17 protein-coding genes are annotated in these 21,552 nt (G+C 72.3%); 16 read left to right on the plus strand and 1 reads right to left on the minus strand.

Annotated elements, in window-relative coordinates; all coding sequences use genetic code 11:
• Positions 1-12: 12 nt before the first annotated feature.
• Positions 13-1,080: a gluconolaconase gene (locus LN042_RS00600; protein WP_230047723.1), complete on the minus strand. Its 1,068-nt coding sequence runs from the start codon at positions 1,078-1,080 to the stop codon at positions 13-15.
• Positions 1,081-1,563: 483 nt separating this feature from the next.
• Here LN042_RS00600 and argC point away from each other — a divergent pair, with 483 nt between their 5' ends.
• The 16 genes from argC (at position 1,564) to cobT (ending at position 21,459) form a co-directional block, all read left to right on the plus strand.
• Positions 1,564-2,592 carry an N-acetyl-gamma-glutamyl-phosphate reductase gene (argC, locus tag LN042_RS00605; protein ID WP_230047724.1) on the plus strand — a complete coding sequence of 343 codons (1,029 nt, stop codon included), beginning with the start codon at positions 1,564-1,566 and terminating at the stop codon, positions 2,590-2,592.
• The gene (gene argJ / locus LN042_RS00610) at positions 2,589-3,755 is read left to right on the plus strand and encodes a bifunctional glutamate N-acetyltransferase/amino-acid acetyltransferase ArgJ (RefSeq protein ID WP_230047725.1); all 1,167 of its coding nucleotides are present in this window, start codon (positions 2,589-2,591) and stop codon (positions 3,753-3,755) included. Before argC ends, argJ begins: the two co-directional genes overlap by 4 nt.
• A gap of 73 nt (positions 3,756-3,828) precedes the next feature.
• Positions 3,829-4,704 (plus strand): acetylglutamate kinase, encoded by an 876-nt coding sequence (gene argB / locus LN042_RS00615; RefSeq protein ID WP_230048068.1) that lies wholly within the window; start codon positions 3,829-3,831, stop codon positions 4,702-4,704.
• Entirely contained in the window at positions 4,701-5,939 is a 1,239-nt protein-coding gene (locus LN042_RS00620; RefSeq protein ID WP_230047726.1) for an acetylornithine transaminase, read from the plus strand. The genes argB and LN042_RS00620 overlap by 4 nt, the downstream gene beginning before the upstream one ends.
• Before the next feature lie 18 nt (positions 5,940-5,957).
• Positions 5,958-6,509 (plus strand): arginine repressor, encoded by a 552-nt coding sequence (locus LN042_RS00625; RefSeq protein ID WP_230047727.1) that lies wholly within the window; start codon positions 5,958-5,960, stop codon positions 6,507-6,509.
• Positions 6,510-6,758: 249 nt separating this feature from the next.
• Positions 6,759-6,962: a ferredoxin gene (locus LN042_RS00630; RefSeq protein ID WP_230047728.1), complete on the plus strand. Its 204-nt coding sequence runs from the start codon at positions 6,759-6,761 to the stop codon at positions 6,960-6,962.
• Positions 6,959-8,155, plus strand: coding sequence for a cytochrome P450 (locus tag LN042_RS00635; RefSeq protein WP_230047729.1), 1,197 nt, complete (start codon positions 6,959-6,961; stop codon positions 8,153-8,155). The genes LN042_RS00630 and LN042_RS00635 overlap by 4 nt, the downstream gene beginning before the upstream one ends.
• Positions 8,156-8,313: 158 nt before the next feature.
• On the plus strand, positions 8,314-9,507 hold the full coding sequence (locus tag LN042_RS00640; protein ID WP_230047730.1) for an argininosuccinate synthase: 1,194 nt from the start codon (positions 8,314-8,316) through the stop codon (positions 9,505-9,507).
• A gap of 102 nt (positions 9,508-9,609) precedes the next feature.
• Complete coding sequence (gene argH / locus LN042_RS00645) at positions 9,610-11,052, plus strand: argininosuccinate lyase (protein WP_230047731.1); 1,443 nt, start codon at positions 9,610-9,612, stop codon at positions 11,050-11,052.
• Positions 11,053-11,366: 314 nt separating this feature from the next.
• The gene (locus tag LN042_RS00650; protein ID WP_230047732.1) at positions 11,367-11,867 is read left to right on the plus strand and encodes a GNAT family N-acetyltransferase; all 501 of its coding nucleotides are present in this window, start codon (positions 11,367-11,369) and stop codon (positions 11,865-11,867) included.
• Between the two features lie 531 nt (positions 11,868-12,398).
• On the plus strand, positions 12,399-13,439 hold the full coding sequence (locus LN042_RS00655) for a methionine ABC transporter ATP-binding protein (RefSeq protein ID WP_230047733.1): 1,041 nt from the start codon (positions 12,399-12,401) through the stop codon (positions 13,437-13,439).
• Positions 13,436-14,131, plus strand: coding sequence for a methionine ABC transporter permease (locus LN042_RS00660; protein WP_230047734.1), 696 nt, complete (start codon positions 13,436-13,438; stop codon positions 14,129-14,131). The genes LN042_RS00655 and LN042_RS00660 overlap by 4 nt, the downstream gene beginning before the upstream one ends.
• Before the next feature lie 103 nt (positions 14,132-14,234).
• Complete coding sequence (locus LN042_RS00665; protein ID WP_230047735.1) at positions 14,235-15,062, plus strand: MetQ/NlpA family ABC transporter substrate-binding protein; 828 nt, start codon at positions 14,235-14,237, stop codon at positions 15,060-15,062.
• Between the two features lie 321 nt (positions 15,063-15,383).
• Positions 15,384-16,007 carry a GNAT family N-acetyltransferase gene (locus tag LN042_RS00670; RefSeq protein WP_230047736.1) on the plus strand — a complete coding sequence of 208 codons (624 nt, stop codon included), beginning with the start codon at positions 15,384-15,386 and terminating at the stop codon, positions 16,005-16,007.
• Positions 16,008-16,164: 157 nt separating this feature from the next.
• Positions 16,165-17,388, plus strand: a complete 1,224-nt coding sequence (cbiE, locus tag LN042_RS00675; RefSeq protein WP_230047737.1) for a precorrin-6y C5,15-methyltransferase (decarboxylating) subunit CbiE — start codon at positions 16,165-16,167, stop codon at positions 17,386-17,388.
• A gap of 486 nt (positions 17,389-17,874) precedes the next feature.
• A complete protein-coding gene (gene cobT / locus LN042_RS00680) occupies positions 17,875-21,459 on the plus strand; it encodes a nicotinate-nucleotide--dimethylbenzimidazole phosphoribosyltransferase (RefSeq protein ID WP_230047738.1) in 3,585 nt (1,194 codons plus the stop codon).
• The last annotated feature ends 93 nt before the right edge of the window (positions 21,460-21,552 follow it).

Consider the following 21,552-nt stretch of genomic DNA (forward strand, 5'->3'; position numbering starts at 1 on the left):
TGGAGCTTGACTTCACGCCTTGTAGTAGGGCTGCTTCTGGCTCGCGTAGTCGAGCGTCTCGGGCTGGAAGACCCGGTGCTCGCCGACTCGGACGGTCACGATTTCGGCCGTGCCCTTCTGCATGAAGCGCCTGCCCGGGTCGGCCATGTCGAAGTTGCTGCCGTCGTCGGCGACCTCGCCGAGCTTCCAGGCGATCACCTGGGCGTACCTCGGGTTGTTCGACTGCGGGGGAGTTTCCTTGACCTCCACCGGCTGCGGGTAGTAGAGGGCGACCCAGCCGCCGAAAGTGACCGGGAATTCGTACTCGAACTTCCTGATCTGGCGGCGGACCGTGGCCAGTACGTCGACCCGACTGTTGACCTGCAGGCTGAGCGTGGAGGTGTGCTTCCACTGGGTGGTCACCGAACCGCTGACGGAAGCCGCGACCCCGAGCATCAGCTGCCCCCACAGCTCGCCGGTGCCCGTGGCGGTGCCGGTGGCCGTCGTGGTGTTCGTGTTCTCGGTCAGCGATTCCGAGTCGACGCCCTGCCGGTCCTTGCTGTTGAGCACAGTGGTCTTCTGGGAACCCTTCGCCGCCATGCTCTTCTGCAACTGCTGCTGCAGGGACGCGGTGGTCTTGGCGCCGAAGGTGAGTTGCACCTGGCCCTGGAGCGACCAGCTGATGGTGTTGGATATCGAGAACTCGACGGTGTCCGTCGCGGTCACGGTGACGGGGTCGGTGCCGTTGATGTACGTCTGCTTGGAGATGACGTCCGGGGGTGGCTGCTCTATGTCGCTCAGTTCCTCGATGACCGGTACGCCGACGTTCAGGTAGGCGCGCCAGCCGCGGTCGTAGGCCGTCTGTTCGGTCTGCGGAAAGCCGCCGTAGCGGACCTGGTTCAGGCAGAATCCGATGGGGGCGATCGGGTCGCCGCCGCCTTCGGGAGAGCGCTTCAGTGCGTTCAGTTGGCGGCCCAGGATGGCGTCCGCCTTGGCGGCGATTCCGAGCTCCTCCTGGTTTCGCGTGGTGAGCGGGTGACGCATGAACACGTCGCCCAGATAAGCTCGGCCGACATCGTTCTTCATGCTCGTGTTGGCCATGACGACAGGCCTCCTTCCGGTGTGGCAGGGAACGTTTCGCAGCACAGGATGAAATGAACGGTCGGGCGGTATGCCTCGTGGTTCGTGGTGGCAGTACCGGTGGAATGGCCGCCGTCGGACAACTGAATTCCCCCATGACCCGATCGGGGTCGGCTCCGAGAACATCGCATCCGATGCGTTCCGGGCTAGCAGTTCCCTGGCCTGTCACTCGAACGAGTGAAACCGAGTATGCATAGTTGACAACTATTGGCTGGAACGCTGGGTACTGCGAATTCCGCGGTCCTGTGGACGGAGGTCGGCCGGTGAATCGGGCGGCGCGCGAAATGCCGCCCGGTGCTGCCTGCCACGGCCGTGCGCCGCCGGCCGCAGTCGGGTGGGCGCACGGCGCCGAGCCGTCATCGGGGGCTGGGCGGGCTTCTTGCATGGATGTTCGGCGATCCGTATAGTCATGCCACATCGTCGTGCACCAGGGAGGAAGCAGTCATGGCCTTGCGGGTTGCCGTAGCCGGGGCGAGCGGGTATGCGGGCGGTGAGGTGCTGCGTCTGCTGCTGGGGCACCCGGAGGTGGAGATCGGGGCACTGACCGGCGACTCCAACGCGGGCAAGCGGCTGGGGGAGGTGCAGCCGCACCTGCTGCCGCTGGCGGACCGGGTGCTGGAGCCGACCAGCCCCGAGATCCTGGCCGGGCATGACGTGGTCTTCCTCGGGCTGCCGCACGGGAAGTCGGCGGTCGTGGCCGAGGCACTCGGCGAGGACGTGCTGGTCGTCGACTGCGGCGCGGACTTCCGGCTCAAGGACGCGGCCGACTGGGAGCGGTTCTACGGCTCCGCGCACGCCGGCACCTGGCCGTACGGCCTGCCGGAGCTGCCGGGCCACCGCGCTGCGCTCAAGGGCGCCAAGCGGATCGCCGTACCGGGCTGCTACCCGACCGCCGTCACCCTCGCGCTCTTCCCGGCCTACGCGGCGCGGCTCGCCGAGCCGGAGGCGGTGATCGTGGCGGCCAGCGGCACCTCGGGCGCCGGCAAGGCGGTCAAGACCCACCTGCTCGGCAGCGAGGTGATGGGCTCGGTCAGCCCGTACGGCGTCGGCGGCGTGCACCGGCACACCCCGGAGATGTCGCAGAACCTCAGCCCGGTCGCCGGGGAGCCGGTGACCATCTCCTTCACCCCGACCCTGGTGCCGATGTCCCGCGGCATCCTGGCCACCTGCAGCGCCAGGGCCAGGCCCGGCGTCACCTCGGGCGACCTGCGCGCCGCCTACCAATCGGCCTACGCCGACGAGCAGTTCGTCCATCTGCTGCCCGAACTCCAGTGGCCGCAGACCAAGTCGGTCTTCGGCTCCAACAGCGCGGTGGTCCAGGTGGTCCTGGACGAGCGAGCCGGGCGGATCATCGCGGTAAGCGCGATCGACAACCTGGTCAAGGGCACCGCCGGTGGTGCGGTGCAGAGCATGAACATCGCCCTCGGCCTGCCCGAGGAGCTGGGCCTTCCCGTGAACGGAGTCGCACCATGAGCAGCAGCAACCTCGGCGTCACGGCGGCCAAGGGCTTCCGCGCCGCCGGCGTGACGGCCGGCATCAAGGCCTCCGGAACCCCGGACCTGGCCCTGGTGGTGAACGACGGGCCGTCGCTGGCGGCGGCCGGCGTCTTCACCTCCAACCGCGTCAAGGCGGCGCCGGTGCTCTGGTCCCAGCAGGTGCTCAAGGGCGGCCAGTTGGCGGCGGTGATCCTCAACTCCGGTGGTGCCAACGCCTGCACCGGCCCGGGTGGCTTCCAGGACACCCACGCCACCGCCGAGCGGGTCGGCGCCGAACTCGGTGTCAGCGCGGGCGAGGTGGCGGTCTGCTCGACCGGCCTGATCGGCGAGCGCCTCCCGATGGACATCCTGCTGCCCGGCGTCGAGCTGGCCGTTCAGCAGCTCAGCGACACCGGCGGTGAGGCGGCGGCGATCGCCATCAAGACCACCGACACGGTGCACAAGACCGCCCAGGTCAGCGTCGGCGGCTGGACGGTCGGCGGCATGGCCAAGGGCGCCGGGATGCTGGCCCCCGGCCTGGCCACCATGCTGGTCGTGCTGACCACCGACGCGGCCGTGGAGAGCGCCGAGTTGGACACCGCACTGCGCGGCGCCACCCGCACCACCTTCGACCGGGTCGACTCCGACGGCTGCATGTCCACCAACGACACGGTGCTGCTGCTGGCCTCCGGCGCCTCCGGAATCACCCCGCAGGCGGCCGAGTTCGCCGACGCGGTGCAGCAGGTCTGCGCCGACCTGGCCCGTCAGTTGATCGGCGACGCGGAGGGCGCGAGCAAGGACATCCGGATCGACGTCACCGACGCCGCCACCGAGGATGAGGCGGTCGAGGTTGGCCGCACCATCGCCCGCAACAACCTGCTCAAGTGCGCCATCCACGGCGAAGACCCCAACTGGGGGCGGGTGTTGGCCGCGATCGGCACCACTGACGCCGCCTTCGACCCGGACCGGCTGGATGTCGCGATCAACGGGGTCTGGGTCTGCCGCGGCGGCGCGGTCGGCGAGGACCGCTCGCTGGTCAGCATGGCGGACCGCCAGGTCGTCATCACCGCCCGGCTGAACGCCGGCCAGGCCGCGGCCACCGTGTGGACCAACGACCTGACCGCCGACTACGTGCACGAGAACAGCGCCTACTCCACCTGATCCCGGGGGACCCACCGTGCAGATCGCACCCAAGGGCGAACTTGCCCGCAACAACACCGCGTTGCCCAAGGCGATGACGCTGATCGAGGCGCTGCCCTGGCTGGAGCGGTTCCACGGCAAGACCGTGGTGATCAAGTTCGGCGGCAACGCCATGGTCGACGAGTCCCTCAAAGCCGCCTTCGCCCAGGACGTGGTGTTCCTGCGCTACGCCGGCCTGCACCCGGTCGTGGTGCACGGCGGCGGCCCGCAGATCAGTGCCCAGTTGGACAAGCTCGGCCTGGAGTCCTCGTTCACCAACGGGCTGCGCGTCACCACCCCGGAGACCATGGACGTGGTCCGGATGGTGCTGGCCGGCCAGGTCCAGCGCGACCTGGTCGGACTGCTCAACGAGCACGGGCCGTTCGCGATCGGCATGACCGGTGAGGACGCGCACACCATGACCGCGGTCAAGCGGTACGCAGTGGTCGACGGCGAGCAGGTGGACATCGGCCTGGTCGGCGAGATCGTCAACGTCGAGGCCGGCGCGGTGAAGGCGCTGATCGCCGACGGCCGGATCCCGGTGATCTCCAGCATCGCACGCGGATCCGACGGCCACGTCTACAACGTCAACGCCGACACCGCCGCCTCCGCGCTGGCCAGCGCACTGGGCGCCGAGATGCTGGTGGTGCTGACCGACGTCGAGGGCCTCTACGCCGACTGGCCCGAATCCGACGACGTGATCAGCCAGTTGAACGCCGGCGAACTGGAGGCCATACTGCCGGACCTGGCCAGCGGCATGCTGCCCAAGATGGAGGGCTGCCTGCGCGCGGTCCGCTCCGGTGTGGGCACCGCGCGCGTGCTGGACGGACGGGTGCCGCACAGCCTGCTACTGGAGATCTTCACCGACGAGGGGATCGGCACCATGGTGGTGCCGGACGACGACGCCGCTGTCCTGGGGGGCCTGGCATGAGCGACAACAGCGAGCTGACGGCCCGGTACCGGCGGGCCTTCACCAACAACTACGGCACCCCGCGGCTGCCACTGGTCAAGGGCGCGGGCGCGCTCCTCTGGGACGCCGACGGCAACGAGTACCTCGACCTGGTCGGCGGCATCGCGGTGAACTCCCTGGGCACCGCGCACCCGGCGATCGTCGAGGCGGTCACCGCGCAGCTCGGGCAGCTCGGGCACGTCTCCAACCTGTTCACGGCGGAACCCACCATCGAGCTGGCCGAGCGCCTGCTCGCCCTGGACGACCGGCCCGGCCGGGTGTTCTTCTGCAACTCCGGTGCGGAGGCCAACGAGGCCGCCTTCAAGATCAGCCGGCTGACCGGTCGCACCCAGCTGGTCGCGCTGGAGGGCGCCTTCCACGGGCGGACCATGGGCGCGCTCGCGCTCACCGGGCAGCCGGGCAAGCAGGAGCCGTTCCGGCCGCTGCCGCCCGGTGTCACGCACGTGCCGTTCGGCGACGTCGAGGCGCTGCGGGCCGCGGTGTCGACCGCGACCGCCGCCGTGGTGCTGGAACCGGTCCAGGGCGAGAACGGGGCGGTCCCGCTGCCGCCCGGCTACCTGAGGGCGGCCCGGGAGATCACCCGGGCGGCGGGGGCGCTGCTGGTCCTGGACGAAGTGCAGACCGGCATCGGGCGGACCGGCCACTGGTTCGCGCACCAGGCCGAGCCCGGCATCGAGCCCGATGTGGTGACCCTGGCCAAGGGTCTCGGCGGCGGCCTGCCGATCGGCGCCGTGATCGCGTACGGCGCGGCGGCCGACCTGCTCCAGCCGGGCCAGCACGGCACCACCTTCGGCGGCAATCCGGTGGTCGCGGCAGCGGCGTTGGCGGTGCTGCGGACCATCGAGTCCGAGGGCCTGCTCACCCGGGTGCAGAAGGTCGGCGACCGGCTGCGCGCCGGCATCGAGGCGATCGGCGACCCCCTGGTCTCGCACGTGCGGGGCGCCGGGCTGCTGCTGGGCATCGTGCTGACCCGGCCGGTGGCGGCGCAGGTGCAGGCGGCCGCGCAGCGGGCCGGCTTCCTGGTGAACGCGGCGGTGGCGGACGCGGTGCGGCTGGTGCCGCCGCTGGTGCTGACCGAGCAGCAGGCCGACCGGTTCCTGGCCGCACTGCCGGGCGTCCTGGAGGAGGTCCGGGCCGGGCTCGAGGCCGAGCCGGACGCCCGGCAGGACGACCCGGCCGCGCAGCCTGCGGAGTAGTCCGGAAGAATCATCATCATGAGCGTTCCCCCATCCGACCAGACCCCCGCCGGCCCGACGCCGCAGGTACCGCAGACCCGGACCGCGCGCCACCGGCGGATCGTGGATCTGCTGACCCGTCAACCCGTCCGTTCGCAGAGCCAGTTGGCCAAACTGCTGGCCGACGACGGGCTGGTGGTCACCCAGGCCACGCTCTCCCGGGACTTGGACGAGCTGGGCGCGGTGAAGATCCGCAACCGGGACGGCGCGCTGATCTACGCCGTTCCGGCGGAGGGCGGCGATCCCACGCCGCGCGCTCCGATGGGGGAGTCGGCCACAGAGGGCCGGATGGCCCGGCTGGCCGGTGAGCTGATGGTCTCGGCGACGGCGTCCGGAAACCTGGTGGTGCTGCGCACGCCACCTGGTGCCGCGCAGTTCCTGGCCTCGGCGATCGACACGGCCGGGGTGCACGAGATCATCGGCACCATCGCCGGCGACGACACGGTGCTGCTGATCAGCCGTGACCCGGCCGGTGGCCAGGCCCTCGCCGACCACCTGATGCAGCTGGCCCAGTCCCGCTCGGAGCGCTGAGGACGGCCTGCGACGAGGGTGGCCGGGTGCCTGCCCGGCCACCCCGCGGTCGTTCCGGGCGCCTTGGCACCGGTACCGGATGCTGACCGGGCGCCTGCTCGGCGTCGTGAATCGGCCATTCTCATACGATCGTCCACTGGTCCTTCGTGCGCACTGCAGCGCGGCGTTAGGTTGGCCTTACGGAACGTTGGTTGCCCGAGGCAACAGGCCTGGGCAGCCGATCCCCTTCACGTCCAACGAGGTCCCGCCATGCACGTGACTGTTGATCAGGATCGCTGCTGCAGCTCCGGGCAGTGTGTGCTGACCGCCCCCACGGTCTTCGACCAGAGCGACGAGGACGGCGTCGTCCTGCTGCTCCAGGCCGACCCGGCCCCCGCCCTCCACTCCCAGCTCCGCACCGCCGCCGCCCTCTGCCCGGGCGGCGCCATCACGCTCACGGAGGCGGACCGGTGACCAGCCTCCACGAACCCTCCGAGCTCGCGGCGCTCCGCTTCCCGGAGCCCCGGGCCGAGGGCTGCCCCTTCGACCCGCCGCCCGCCTACCGGCAGCCGGCCGGCCGCGTCACCCTCTGGGACGGCACGCCCTGCTGGGTGCTCACCGACTACCGGCACGTCCGCGCGGTGCTGTCCGACCGCCGGTTCAGCGCCGACGTGCGCCACCCCGGCTTCCCGTTCCTCTCCCCGGGCCGCCGCGAGCTGGTCGGCGAGCAGCCCAGCTTCCTGCGCCTGGACGACCCGGAGCACCAGCGGCTGCGCCGCATGATGACCGGCGACTTCCTGGTGAAGCGGATCGAGCAGCTGCGCCCGCGGATCCAGCGGATCGTCGACGAGGCGCTCGACGCGATGGTCGCCAAGGGCCAACCCGCCGACCTGGTCACCGACTTCGCCTTCCCGGTGCCGTCGCTGGTCATCTGCGAACTGCTCGGCGTCCCGTACGACGACCACGAGTACTTCCAGGAGCTGAGCCGCCGCCTGCTGGACTCCACCGCGGGGCCCGCGGCGGTCTCCGAGGCGCTCGACGGACTGACCGACTACATGGCCGGGTTGGCCGCCTCCAAGCAGGGCGAGCCGGACGGCATCGTGGCACGGCTGGCGGCCCGGGACGACCTCACCCCCGAGGAGGTCGCCGCCAACGCGGTGCTGCTCCTGCTGGCCGGCCACGAGACCACGGCCAACATGACCTCGCTCTCGGCCCTCGCCCTGCTGCAGCACCCGGACCAGCTGGCCCGGTTGCGTGCCGAGCCGGAGCTGATCCCGGGCGCGGTCGAGGAGTTGCTGCGCTACCTGACGATCGTGCACGCCGGCCTGCCCCGAGTCGCCCTGGAGGACGTGGAGTTCGACGACGGCCTGCGGATCGGGGCGGGGGAGGGCGTGTTCGTCATGCTCGGCGCGGCCAACCGCGACGAGGAGCTGTTCGCCAGCGGCGACCAGCTGGACGTCGGCCGGGACGCCCGCCGGCACCTGGCCTTCGGCTTCGGTGTCCACCAGTGCCTGGGTCAGCCGTTGGCCCGGGTCGAGCTGCAGGTCGCGCTGGCGACCCTGCTGCGGCGGCTGCCCGGACTGCGGCTCACCGTGCCGTTCGAGGAGGTGCGGTTCCGCAGCAGCGCACTGATCTACGGGCTGCACGAGCTGCCGGTGGCTTGGTAGCGCGGAGTCCCTGCCCGAGCCCGTCCCCGGAACGCCCCGGGGCGGGCTTGGAGTTTCATGCGGTGTTGTGCATAATTATGCCTACCAGCGCATGAGACCCCTCTCGCTCGCCCCGCTCGTACGCGTGAAGAACTCGTACCGTGAAGAAGGAGAAAGCCGTGACCGAGCGCGTCGTACTCGCCTACTCGGGCGGTCTGGACACGTCCGTCTGCATCGGCTGGATCGCCGAGGAGACCGGCGCCGAGGTCGTCGCCGTCGCGGTCGACGTCGGCCAGGGCGGCGAGGACCTGGACGTGATCCGCCGGCGCGCGCTGGACTGCGGCGCGGTCGAGGCCGAGGTCGCGGACGCGCGCGAGGAGTTCGCCGACGAGTACTGCCTGCCGGCCGTCAAGGCCAACGCGCTCTACCAGGGCCAGTATCCGCTGGTCTCGGCGCTCTCCCGGCCGGTGATCGTCAAGCACCTGGTCGCCGCCGCCAAGAAGCACGGCGCCACCACCGTCGCGCACGGCTGCACCGGCAAGGGCAACGACCAGGTCCGGTTCGAGGTCGGCATCCAGTCGCTCGCCCCCGAGCTGAAGTGCATCGCCCCGGTGCGCGACTACGCGATGACCCGGGACAAGGCGATCGCCTTCGCCGAGGCCAAGGGCCTGCCGATCGCGACCACCAAGAAGTCGCCGTACTCGATCGACCAGAACGTCTTCGGGCGGGCCGTCGAGACCGGCTTCCTGGAGGACATCTGGAACGCCCCGATCGAGGACGTCTACGAGTACACCCAGAACCCGGCCACCCCGCGCGAGGCGGACGAGGTAGTCATCACCTTCCAGGCCGGCGTCCCGGTGGCCGTCGACGGGCGCAAGGTGACGGTGCTCCAGGCGATCGAGGAGCTCAACAGGCGGGCCGGCGCGCAGGGGATCGGCCGTCTCGACATGGTCGAGGACCGGCTGGTCGGCATCAAGTCCCGTGAGATCTACGAGGCTCCGGGCGCGATCGCCCTGATCACCGCCCACCAGGCCCTGGAGAACGTCACCGTCGAGCGCGAACTCGCCCGCTACAAGCGGCAGGTCGAGCAGCGCTGGGCCGAACTCGTCTACGACGGCCTGTGGTTCTCGCCGCTCAAGCGGGCACTGGACGGCTTCGTCAACGAGGCCAACCAGCACGTCTCGGGCGACATCCGGATGGTGCTGCACGGTGGTCGCGCGGTGGTGAACGGCCGCAAGTCCGACCAGTCGCTGTACGACTTCAACCTCGCCACCTACGACACCGGTGACACCTTCGACCAGTCGATGTCCAAGGGCTTCATCGAGATCTTCGGGATGTCCTCGAAGATCGCCGCCCGCCGCGACATCGGCTGAGGCCGCCCGCCGCCCGCCACCCCCTGACCACCTCCTCCCCGAGCCCCGGCCGTGTTCCCCCCCACGGCCGGGGCTCACCTCAACCCAGCCAGGAGCCACGCGATGACCGCCGACAAGCCCGCCGCCCAGCCCGCAGACGTGCGCCTGTGGGGCGCCCGCTTCGCCGACGGCCCCTCCGAGGCGCTGGCCAAGCTGTCCGCCTCCGTCCACTTCGACTGGCGGCTGGCACCGTACGACATCGCCGGCTCCAAGGCCCACGCCCGGGTGCTGAACCGGGCCGGCCTGCTGACGGACGACGAACTCGCGGCGATGCACGCGGGGTTGGACCAGCTGCTGGCCGACGTCGAGTCCGGTGCGTTCACCGGCACCATTGCCGACGAGGACGTGCACACCGCGCTGGAGCGCGGGCTGCTGGAGCGCCTCGGCCCCGAGCTGGGCGGCAAGTTGCGGGCCGGTCGGTCCCGCAACGACCAGATCGCCACGCTCTTCCGGATGTACCTGCGCGACCACGCCAGGATCATCGGCGCGCTGATCCTGGACCTCCAGGAGGCCCTGGTCGGTCTGGCCGAGGCCCACCCGGACACCGCGATGCCCGGCCGCACCCACCTGCAGCACGCCCAGCCGGTGCTCTTCGCGCACCACGTCCTCGCCCACGTCCAGGCCCTCGGCCGGGACGCCGAGCGGCTGCGCCAGTGGGACGCCCGCACGGCCGTCTCGCCGTACGGCTCGGGGGCACTGGCCGGTTCCTCGCTCGGCCTCGACCCGCAGGCGGTCGCCGCCGACCTGGGTTTCGAGCACGGCTCGGTGGGCAACTCCATCGACGGCACGGCCGCCCGCGACTTCGTCGCCGAGTTCGCCTTCGTCACCGCGATGATCGGCGTCAACCTCTCCCGGATCGCGGAGGAGGTGATCATCTGGAACACCAAGGAATTCGGCTTCATCACGCTGCACGACGCCTTCTCCACCGGCTCCTCGATCATGCCGCAGAAGAAGAACCCGGACATCGCGGAGCTCGCGCGCGGCAAGTCCGGCCGCCTGATCGGCAATCTGACCGGCCTGCTGGCCACCCTCAAGGCCCTGCCGCTGGCCTACAACCGGGACCTTCAGGAGGACAAGGAGCCGGTCTTCGACTCCTGCGACACCCTGGAGGTGCTGCTGCCCGCCTTCACCGGCATGATGGCCACCCTGACGGTCCATCGGGAGCGGCTGGAGGAGCTGGCCCCGGCGGGCTTCTCGCTGGCCACCGACATCGCCGAGTGGCTGGTCAAGCGCGGGGTGCCGTTCCGGGTCGCGCACGAGGTCGCCGGCGCCTGCGTCAAGCTCTGCGAGAGCCAGGGCATCGAGCTGTGGGACCTCACCGACGAGCAGTTCGCCGGGATCTCGCCGCACCTGACGCCCGAGGTCCGCGAGGTGCTGAGCGTGCACGGGGCGATCGCGGCGCGCGACGGCCGCGGCGGCACGGCGCCCAGCGCGGTGGCGGTGCAGCTGGCCGAGGTGAAGGCGGACCTGGCGGCGCAGCGCGAGTGGGCCTCGCCCACCGGCTGAGCCACGTGGGCGTGCCCCGCACCGGGCCCGTGGTTCCGGGTGCCGCGGCGGGCGGGCCGCGCCGTCCGCGCGCCGTGCCGACCGTGAGCGACGGCGGCCTTCCGCGTGATTTCCGCCACCTGCTGGGTGCGGGCCGGTTGAGGGAAGCTGAAGGCTGGGTAGAGCGCTGGCGAACGTGACAGCCCTCGCCGGCTGCTACGGTCTTGCGCTACTCCCGGTCTGGGCCGATCCCCGGCCGGGCAGACCTCCGGCACACCGCCCGACGTGAACCCTCACTGCGCGCGCCGGGCATTGACGATGGGAGGCCCCCGCACATGGGCATGAGCGTGATCATCTCGGTCGCGACCGAGCAGGACACCGAACAGATCCTCAAACTCCAGTACCTCGGCTACCAGAGCGAGGCCGAGCTCTACGGCGACTGGTCGATCGAGCCGCTCACCCAGACCCTGGAGAGCCTGCGCGCGGAGCTGGCCGACCGTCACGTGCTGGTCGCCCGCCTCGGCGACGAGGTGGTCGGCACGGTGCGCGGCTGGGTGGACGAGGACGGCGTCGGCCGGATAGGGCGCCTGGTGGTGCACCCGCGGATGCAGCGGCACGGCCTCGGTGGCCGCCTGCTGCGCGCCGTGGAGCAGCGGATGCTCGCGGAGGGCCCGGTCCGGGCGTTCCAGCTCTTCACCGGCCACCGCAGCCTCGGCAACCTGCGGCTGTACACCAGCCAGGGCTACGAGCAGACCGGAGTGCGCCAGGTGAGCCGGGAGCTCAGCTACGTCACGCTGGAGAAGGCGGTGCACGAGCCGCTGGCCACCGCGGTCTGAACCCGCTGGCCACCGCGGTCTGAACCCGTCGTGCCGGACGGCCCCATCCTTCGGGTGGGGTCGTCCGCTGTTTTACCACCACCCCTGAAAGCCTTGCGGCGACTGGCTGGTGTCCACGATATGGACGCCACATCCTATTCACTGGGATTAATCCAGCTCATCTGTTTTACTAGCTGCCATGACTGCGACGACGAAGACCACCGCCACCGGCACCACGCCGGCAGGTGTGCGTGGCATGTGTTGTCGAATGTGTCAGTACTGATCGGGCGATAGCGCGCCGCGGGTCCACCGCCCGCCGCTCCAGCCCGGCACGCGGCTCCCCGCGGTCCCGTCGACCTGCACGGTCGCCCCGAACGGACCCGCCCGCGCGCCCAGCCCCCCTGGCCGACCATCGGCCCTCCCCCCTCCGCAAGGCCGAATCCCCGGCGCTTTTCACGTCGGCCCACGGGAATTCGAGCTGCGTCATTCGTATTCGAACCCTGGCGCCGGGCAACCGGTTGCCAACACCGTCCCCGAGCAACGGAAGCAGCTGTGATCACCACCAAGGACCTCACCAAGGTCTACACCTCACGGGGCCGTCAGGTCAGCGCCCTGCGCGGCGTCGACCTGCATGTGCGCGAAGGCGAGGTGTACGGCGTCGTCGGCACCAGCGGGGCCGGAAAGAGCACCCTGATCCGCTGCGTCAACATGCTGGAGCGCCCCACCTCCGGCACCGTCACCGTGGCCGGCGTCGAGCTGACCGCACTGCGCGGCAGCGAGCACCGGGCCGGCCGGGAGTTGCGCGAGGCGCGCCGCCGGATCGGCATGGTGTTCCAGCACTTCAACCTGCTCTCCTCGCGCACCGTGCAGGAGAACGTCGAACTGCCGCTGGAGATCACCGGACTGGACCGTGCCGCGCGCCGCCGCAGGGCCGCCGAACTGCTCGAACTGGTCGGCCTCGGCGGCAAGGCGGGCGCATATCCCGGCCAGCTCTCCGGAGGCCAGAAGCAGCGGGTGGGCATCGCCCGCGCGCTGGCCGGCGACCCCAAAGTGCTGCTCTCCGACGAGGCCACCTCGGCGCTCGACCCGGAGACCACCCGCTCGATCCTGGGTCTGCTGCGCACCCTCAATCAGGAACTCGGCCTGACCGTGCTGCTGATCACCCATGAGATGGACGTCGTCAAGTCGGTCTGCGACTCGGCCGCGCTGATGCGCGACGGACGGATCGTCGAGTCCGGCACCCTCACCGACCTGCTCTCCGACGGCACCTCCGAGTTGGCCCGCGAACTGTTCCCGCTCGGTGATTCCGCAGGACCGGACGGCACCGTCCTGGAGATCACCTTCCAGGGCGACAGCTCCGGTCGGCCGTTCATCTCCCAGCTGGCCCGCACCTACCAGATCGACCTCAACATCCTGGGGGCCGCGGTGGAGACCATCGGGGGTCGCCAAGTCGGCCGGATGCGGGTCCAGCTGCCCGGCTTCCACCAGGACAACGTCGTCCCGATCGGCTACCTGCGCGAGCAGGGCCTCCAGGTCGACGTCATCACCGAGACCGGCGCAAATGCCTTCGGCAGCAAGGGAGTTCTGGCATGACCTGGGACGACATGCAGCCGCTGCTGCACGACGCGACCATCGAGACGCTGCAGATGGTCGGCATCGCCACCCTGGTGACCCTGCTGCTCGGCCTGCCGCTCGGCATCCTGCTGGTGCTCACCGACCGGGGCGGCCTGCTGCGGAACCGGCCCGTCAACAAGGTCGTCGGCGCGATCGTGAACGTCGGCCGCTCGCTGCCGTTCGTGATCCTGCTGGTCGCGCTGATCCCCTTCACCCGCTGGGTGGTCGGCACCTCGATCGGCTGGCAGGCGGCCACCGTGCCGCTGGCCGTCGGCGCCATCCCGTTCTACGCCCGCCTGGTGGAGACCGCGGTGCGCGGCGTCGACGGCGGACTTGTCGAGGCGGTGCAGGCGATGGGCGGCTCCACTTGGGCGGTGGTCCGCAAGGCCCTGCTGCCCGAGGCGCTGCCCGACCTGGTCTCCGCGCTGACCACCACCGTGATCGCGCTGATCGGCTACTCCGCCATGGCCGGCACGGTCGGCGGCGGCGGACTCGGCAACCTGGCCATCACCTACGGCTACATGCGCTTCGAGACCGGCTTCATGATCGTGATCGTGATCGAGCTGGTGGTGCTGGTCACCCTGGTCCAGCTGATCGGCGACCTGGTCGTGCGCCGGTTGAGCCACCGCGGAGCCGCCACCGGGCTGCTCGCCCGACTGCGCCGCGCCTGAACCACCCCCCCCGCAGACCGACCGCGCCTGACCCACCCCCGCAGACTTCCGCCCCCGGAACCCCGGGTGCGCGGTTCACCGAAAACGGAGAAAGGCACTTTTCGTGCGTACCGTCCTGAAGTTCACCACCGCAGCCCTCGCAACCACCGGCCTCGCCCTGTCCGCGACGGCCTGCTCCGGCTCCTCGTCCTCCTCGGACAGCGCGGACAAGCCGCTGGTCGTCGTCGCCAGCCCCACCCCGCACGCCCAGATCCTCGACTACATCAAGGACAACCTGGCGGCCAAGGCGGGCCTCAAGCTGACGGTCCGCGAGGTGAGCGACTACACGCTGCAGAACCCCGCCGTGCAGGACGGCTCCGCCGACGCCAACTTCTTCCAGCACGTCCCCTACCTGACCGACTTCAACAAGACCCACGGCACCGACATCGTCCCGGTGGAGGCCGTCCACCTGGAGCCGCTGGGCGTCTACTCCAAGAAGGTCAAGAAGGTCGCCGACCTGCCCGACGGCGCCCAGGTCGCGGTGCCCAACGACGCCACCAACGAGGGCCGCGCGCTCAAGCTGCTGGCCGACAACCAGGTGATCACCCTCAAGGACGGCGCGGGCACCACCGCGACCATCCACGACGTCACCGGCAACCCGAAGCACCTCAAGTTCAAGGAGCTGGACGCCGCCCAGCTGCCGCGCGCACTGGACGACGTGGACGCCGCCGTGATCAACGGCAACTACGCGGTCGGCGCGGGCCTCAAGCCCGCCACCGACGCCATCGTGCTGGAGAAGGCGGACAACAACCCGTACGCCAACGTGCTCGCCGTGAAGAAGGGCCACGAGAACGACCCCCGAGTGCAGAAGCTGGCCCAGCTGCTCCACTCCGACGAGGTCAGGAAGTACATCCAGACGACCTTCCAGGGCTCGGTGATCCCGTCCTTCTGATCCGGCCGACCGCAGCCAGGGCCGGGTCCCCGTCCGCGAACCCGCTGACGGGGGCCCCGCCCTGGCTCGGCGCCGGACCACTCGTGCCAGGTGGTGCCGCGCCGGCCCACCGCCACCGGCAGGAACCCCTGACCGCGCACGGCGGTGGTCCCGGCCGGGACGGCCCCGGCCTTCCGGTGGCGGCCCTCTGTCCGGCCGCGCCGCACACCGGGTCACCGGGCCGACCCCGATGCCCCCTCAGCTGACGCACCGTCGCCCCGTGGCAACGGTTGGGCCGAACGGGGCGTACCGTGGGTCCACGACCCGGCGAGGAGAGACGGTATGCCAGCGAGCTTCCCCGAGACCGCGATCAGCACCGAACGGCTGCTGCTGCGCCCCTTGGCGGAGGGCGACGCGCCCGAGCTGGTCGCCATGATGGCCGACGACCTGGTGCTGAGCTGGACCGACGTGCCCCAGCCCTACACCCTCCAGCACGCGCTGGACTGGATCCGCCGGCAGGCACCCGCCGTCCGGGCCGAGGGCCGGGGCATCGCGTTCGCCGTCACCGACCACCTGACCCGCCGGCTGGTCGGCCTGGTCGAGCTGCGCCACACCGACTGGCGGCTGCTCAGCACCGAGGCCGTCTACGTCACCGCGCCCTGGGCGCGCGGCGAGGGATACGCGGTGGAGTCGCTGCTCGGCGTGGCCCAGTGGCTCTTCGAGGACCGCGGCTTCCTGCGCCTGGAGCTGCGCACCGCCGCCGGCAACACCGCCGCGCAGCAGGTGGCCCAGAAGATCGGCTGCATCAGCGAGGGCGTGCTGCGCAGCGCCTGGATAGTGCGCACCGGCGAGGTGGGCTCGCCGGGGGAGGAGAGCCGCAGCGACCTGATCCTCTGGAGCCTGCTGCCCGAGGACCTCGAACCGGTCGACGCGTACCTGCAGGACCGTTACGCCTTGCAGGACTGAGCCGCCGCGGCACCACCGCCGCAACGCCGGCGATCAAGAACACTTGGTTGCTGCGGCACCGACCCGACCACCAGGTAACCTCTGCTGCTGGGCGGACGGCCCAGGCAGCGGGGGCGCAGCGCCTCCCGCCCAGGATCTTCGAGGGAGAGCAGCCGCGATGGCTGACCGGATCACGGTCATCGGGTGGGACGGAACGCCGCTGACCGAGGCGGCCGCCGCCGCGCTCGCCGCCGCCACCCTGGTGGCGGGAGCGCCGTACCAGCTGAACGCGTTGCCGGTGCCGGCCGCGGCCGAGCGGATCGCGCTGGGCAGCGTGGAAGTGGCGGCCCGTCGGATCGCCGAGCACCGGGGCGCCGTGGTGGTGGTCGCGGAGGGGGACCCGGGGTTCTTCGGCGTGGTGCGCACGCTGCGCCGGCCCGAGTACGGACTCGAACTGGAGGTGCTGCCGGCGGTCTCCTCGGTCGCGGTGGCCTTCGCCCGCGCCGGGATGCCCTGGGAGGACGCCCAGGTGGTCTCCACGCACGGCGGACGGTTGCGCCGGGCCGCGAACATCTGCCGGGCCCACCCCAAGGTCGCGGTGCTGACCAGCGCCGACGCCGGGCCGAGCGAGCTGGCCCTGATGCTGCGCGGGGTGCACCGCACCTTCGTGGTCTGCGAGGCGCTGGGCACCGAGGACGAGGACGTCACCGTGCTCACCTCGGACCGGGTGCCGGACCACGACTGGCGCGATCCCAACGTGGTGCTGGTGATCGGCGGCTCCACGCCGCAGGGCCAGGGCGCGGACGCCACCTCCGGCTGGCTGGCCGGCCGCCCGGTCGGCTACCCGGGCACCGAGCGCGGCTGGGCGCTGCCGGGCGACGCCTATGACGGCGACTCACCGCTCACCCTCTCGCCGCAGACCCGGGCGGTGGTGCTGGCCAGGCTCGGCCCGGGCGCGGGCGACCTGGTCTGGTGCGTGGGCGCGGGCAGTGGCGCGCTGGCGGTGGAGACCGCCCGGTTCGGCGCCGCGGTGGTCGCGATCGAGGACGACGCGGCGACCTGCGCCCGGATCGCCGTCAACGCGCGCCGGTACGGCGTCGAACTGGAGACCGCCGCCGGGCGGGCGCCGGAGGTACTGGGCGGGCTGCCCGAGCCGGACGCCGTGGTAGTGGAGCGCGGCGGGGCCGAGGTGGTCGCCGCGGTGCTGACCCGCCGTCCGGCCCGGCTGGTGGCACTGGCCGGCACGGTCGCCGAGGCGCACGCGATCCGCGCGGTGGTGACCGCCGCCGGTTACCGGATCGAGGGCACGGTGCTGCAGTCCGCGCCGCTGGACCCGGAGCCCGAGGTCGCCATCGGGCCGTTCGAGAGCACCATGCTGCTCTGGGCCGAGCCCGCCTCCTGACCCGGGCATGCTGGGGAGGTGCCGTGAAGTCGCTGGTGACGGGTCGGCAAATGAGGATGATTCGGACAGTGGGGGTCCGGATGGATCGTGTTGGCCGGTAGTCTGACGATCTGCCTGCTGCCCTTGCCAGTGCGGCGCGGGCCGTGCCGACGTGGTGCAACGCACACGGAGATCGGTGCGTGGGCATTCGACTGACGCACGCCTGACCGGAAGAATGACCCGGGGCTCGGGCCGGTCGTGCCGGATGCCCCGGGCTGTCGTTAGTCCAGGTGACGGTGTCCGTCGTGCGAGCGTCCCGAGGGGGCGCCCGGGCGCGGGCGTCGTCCACCGTGACCGGTCGGACGGCCCACGGCCGTCGGCACGCGGCGGTCGGCAGGTTGAACGGTGGGGTGGGCCGGTACCCGGCTTGGACCCGGAGCGGGCGGTGTGCCTCGGTCGGCGACCGGGTCGCCAAGGTCGCGGAAGCGGCCCGGAAGGAGTGTTGAGATGACCGACGGTGGTCACGTCCCCGCCGAGGGACGGCCGGAGCACCTGCTCCCCGAGACCGGGAGCGATCCGGCCCAGGGAGGTGGCGGGTGGGGCGGCGACCTCGTCGGCCAGACGGCACCGGTGGGCGGATCCACCTACCACTTCATCGACCAGCCGGACGACGAGGAGGACGTGCTGCTGATGCCCGGGCCGCAGAGCGCCTGGGCCGACCCGGCGACCACGCCCGTCATGCCGCTCGGTGAGGCCCTCACGCCGCCCGCGCCCGGCGCCTTCGCCGCGCCGGCCGGCTACCAGGGCGCCGAGCAGGTCGCGCCGGTGCCGGGGCAGCCCGCGCCGGGCGCGCCGGTGGAGCAGCCGGCCGCCGGGGTGCCGGTGGAGCCCTCCTGGCCGCCGGTGGCCCCGCCCGGGTACGCCGAGGCGCCGGCCGCCGTGCCGGTGGCACCCGTCGCACCGGTCGCCGACGCGGTCGCGGCTCCCGCTCCGGTGCCGCCGCAGCCGGTGCCGGCCGCCGCGTCGCAGCGGCGTCCGCTGCACGCCGGTCCGCCGATCCCGGACCCCTCGATGATGACCGGTCAGGTGCCGGTCCGCTCACTCGCCGACCGCGGGCCCTCCACGCCGGGCGGCGCGCCGGTGCACGAGGTGCCGGCAGCGGCACAGCCGGTGCCGCCCGCGGAGGCGGAAGTGGACGTCACGCTGGCGCTGCCGGTGCAGCAGGCGCCGGCCGAGCAGCCGGTCGCCCCGGTCGCGGTCGAGCAGGTGGCCGGCATGGCCGGTGCGCCCGCTGACGGTGTGTCAGTCGCCGCCGTCGCGGTGCCCGAGGCGGTTGCCGCGCCCGAGGCCGCGGTTGCCGTGGAACCGGTCGTCGCCGAGGCCGTCCCGCAGGTCGCCGCGCAGCAGGCTGCCGCCCCCGGCGCCGAGGCCCTGGCTGTGGAGCCGGTCGCCGAGACCCAGCCGGTGGCGGAGGCCCAGCCGGTGGCGGAGGCCCAGCAGGCCGCCGAGGCCCCCGCACAGGCACCGGCCCAGCAGGCCGCCGAGGCCCAGCCGATGACCGAGGCGCAGCCGGAGGCCGCCGTCGCACCGAGCGCCGAAGCGCAGCAAGCCCCCGCCCCGGAGGCTGCGGCCGCCACCCCGGCCCCCGTGCAGGAGGGTGCCGGCCCGGAGGCCGTCGCACAGCAGGCCGCCGGCCCGGAGGCCGCCGCGCCGCAGCTGCCCCCGGGTACCCCGCGCCGGATCGCCGCCTTCCTCGCCGACCCGGCCGCGCTGGGCCTCGCCGCCGTTGCCCAGCCCGGCGCGGAGCCCCCGGTCGCCGAGCCCCCGGTCGCCGAGCAGCCCGCCCACGCCCAGCAGCCCACCGAGCAGCAGGCCCAGGCCCAGGCCCAGCAGCCCACCGCCGTCGAGCCGGAGCCCGCCGTCGAGTCGCAGCCCGCCGCCGAGCAGCCCGCCGAGGCCGAGGCCGAGGCTCATGCCGCCGCCGCCCAACCCGCCGAGGCCCCGGCCGCCCCCCAGGGAGCCGCCGAGCAGCCCGCCACCGAGCAGTCCGCCGGCGAGCCGCCCGTCGCGGCCCCCCAGGACCAGCAGGACCACCAGACGGACGCGGCGCCCCCGCAGGACCAGCAGGACACCACCGCGGTGGAGCCCGCCCCTGCCGCCGACCCCGCGCCGGCGCCCACTGCCGAGCCCGCCGCCGAGCCCGCCGCCGAGCCCGACCTCGCCGCCTCGATAGCGCAGGCCGCCCCCGAAGCCCCGGCGCCCGCCGCCGCCCCGGCAGCCGACGCGGCCCAGGAGCCCGCCGAGGCCGAGTTGCCCGCCGAGCCCGAGACCCCCCGCGCCCCCGCGGCCCCCGGCTACGACGACGCCATGCGGGAGGCCGTCCACCAGGTGATGCGCGAGCGCCGTGACATCCGCAACGGCTTCCGCCCGGACCCGGTCCCGCACGAGGTGCTGCTCCGCGTCCTGGAGGCCGCCCACACCGCGCCCAGCGTCGGCTACTCCCAGCCCTGGGACTTCGTGGTGATCCGCTCCTCGGAGACCCGCCGCAGGATGCACGCGCTGGCCGAGAGGCAGCGCGAGGCGTTCGCCGACTCGCTGCCCAAGGCGCGCGCCAAGCAGTTCAAGGAAATCAAGATCGAGGCCATCCTCGACACGCCGGTGAACATCGTGGTCACTGCCGACCGCACCCGCGGCGGCCGCCACACCCTCGGCCGGCACACCCAGCCCCAGATGGCCCCCTACTCGGCCGCCCTCGCCGTCGAGAACCTCTGGCTGGCGGCCCGCGCCGAGGGCCTGGGCGTCGGCTGGGTGAGCTTCTTCGACGAGGAGGAGATGGTCCGCGAGCTCGGTCTTCCCGAGCACCTGGACGTCGTCGCCTACCTCTGCATCGGCTACGTCGACGCGTTCCCGGACGAGCCCGAGCTGCAGCAGCAGGGCTGGGCCAAGAAGCGCCCGCTCTCCTGGGTGGTCCACGAGGAGCAGTACGGCAACCGCGCACTGCCCGGCGAGGAGCCGCACAGCGTGCTCTCCGAGGCGCTGCGCACCATCCGCCCGCTGGACGCCAAGGCGCTCGGCGAGGCCTGGGACCGGCAGAAGCGGATGACCAAGCCGGCCGGCTCGCTCGGCATGCTGGAGATCATCTCCGCGCAGTTGTCCGGCCTGTCCCGCAAGTGCCCGCCGCCGATCCCCGAGCCCGGCTGCGTGGCGATCTTCGCCGGCGACCACGGTGTGCATGCCCAGGGCGTCACCCCCTGGCCGCAGGAGGTCACCGCGCAGATGGTGGCCAACTTCCTGGCCGGCGGAGCGGTGGTCAACTCCTTCGCCGCCCAGGTCGGTGCCGAGGTCTGCGTGGTCGACGTGGGCGTCAAGGCCGAGCTGCCGGAAGCGATCCAGCAGGGCCGCACCACCGGCCTGCTGCCCCGCAAGGTCATGCCGGGCACCAACGACATGACCGAGGGCCCGGCGATGAGCCGGGACCAGGCGCTCAAGGCGCTGGAGGTCGGCATCGAGACCGCCCGCGACCTGGTCGCGGCCGGCAACAAGATCCTCATCACCGGTGACATGGGCATCGCCAACACCACCGCCTCCGCCGCGCTGATCTCCGTCTTCACCGGCGCCGACCCGGTCGAGGTGACCGGCCGCGGCACCGGCATCGACGACGAGACCCACGCCCGCAAGGTCGACGTGATCCGCCGCGCCCTGGAGCTGCACCAGCCCGACCCGTCCGACCCGATCGGCGTGCTGGCCGCCGTCGGTGGTCTGGAGCACGCGGCGATCGCCGGCTTCCTGCTCGGTGCCGCCTCGCTGCGCACCCCGGTGATCCTGGACGGCGTCATCGCCGGCTCGGCGGCGCTGGTCGCCAAGGCGATCGCCCCCGAGGTGCTGGCCGCCTGCATCGCCGGGCACCGCTCGGCCGAACCCGGCCACCAGGCGGCCCTCGCCAAGCTCGGACTGCGCCCGCTGATCGACCTCGATCTGCGGCTCGGCGAGGGGACCGGCGCCCTGCTGGCCCTGCCGTTGGTGCAGAGTGCCGCCCGGGCGATGCACGATGTAGCCACCTTCGACTCCGCCGGGGTCACCGAGAAGGGCTGACACCCGTCCGCCACCCCGCTGCGGTCCCGTACCGGCCCGAGGGCGCGCCGGTACGGGGCCCTGCTGCACCCGAAAAGCCCCCAGCCCCCAGGA

It is taken from the genome of Kitasatospora humi, from assembly GCF_020907985.1.
GTDB classification, from domain to species: Bacteria; Actinomycetota; Actinomycetes; order Streptomycetales; family Streptomycetaceae; genus Kitasatospora; species Kitasatospora humi.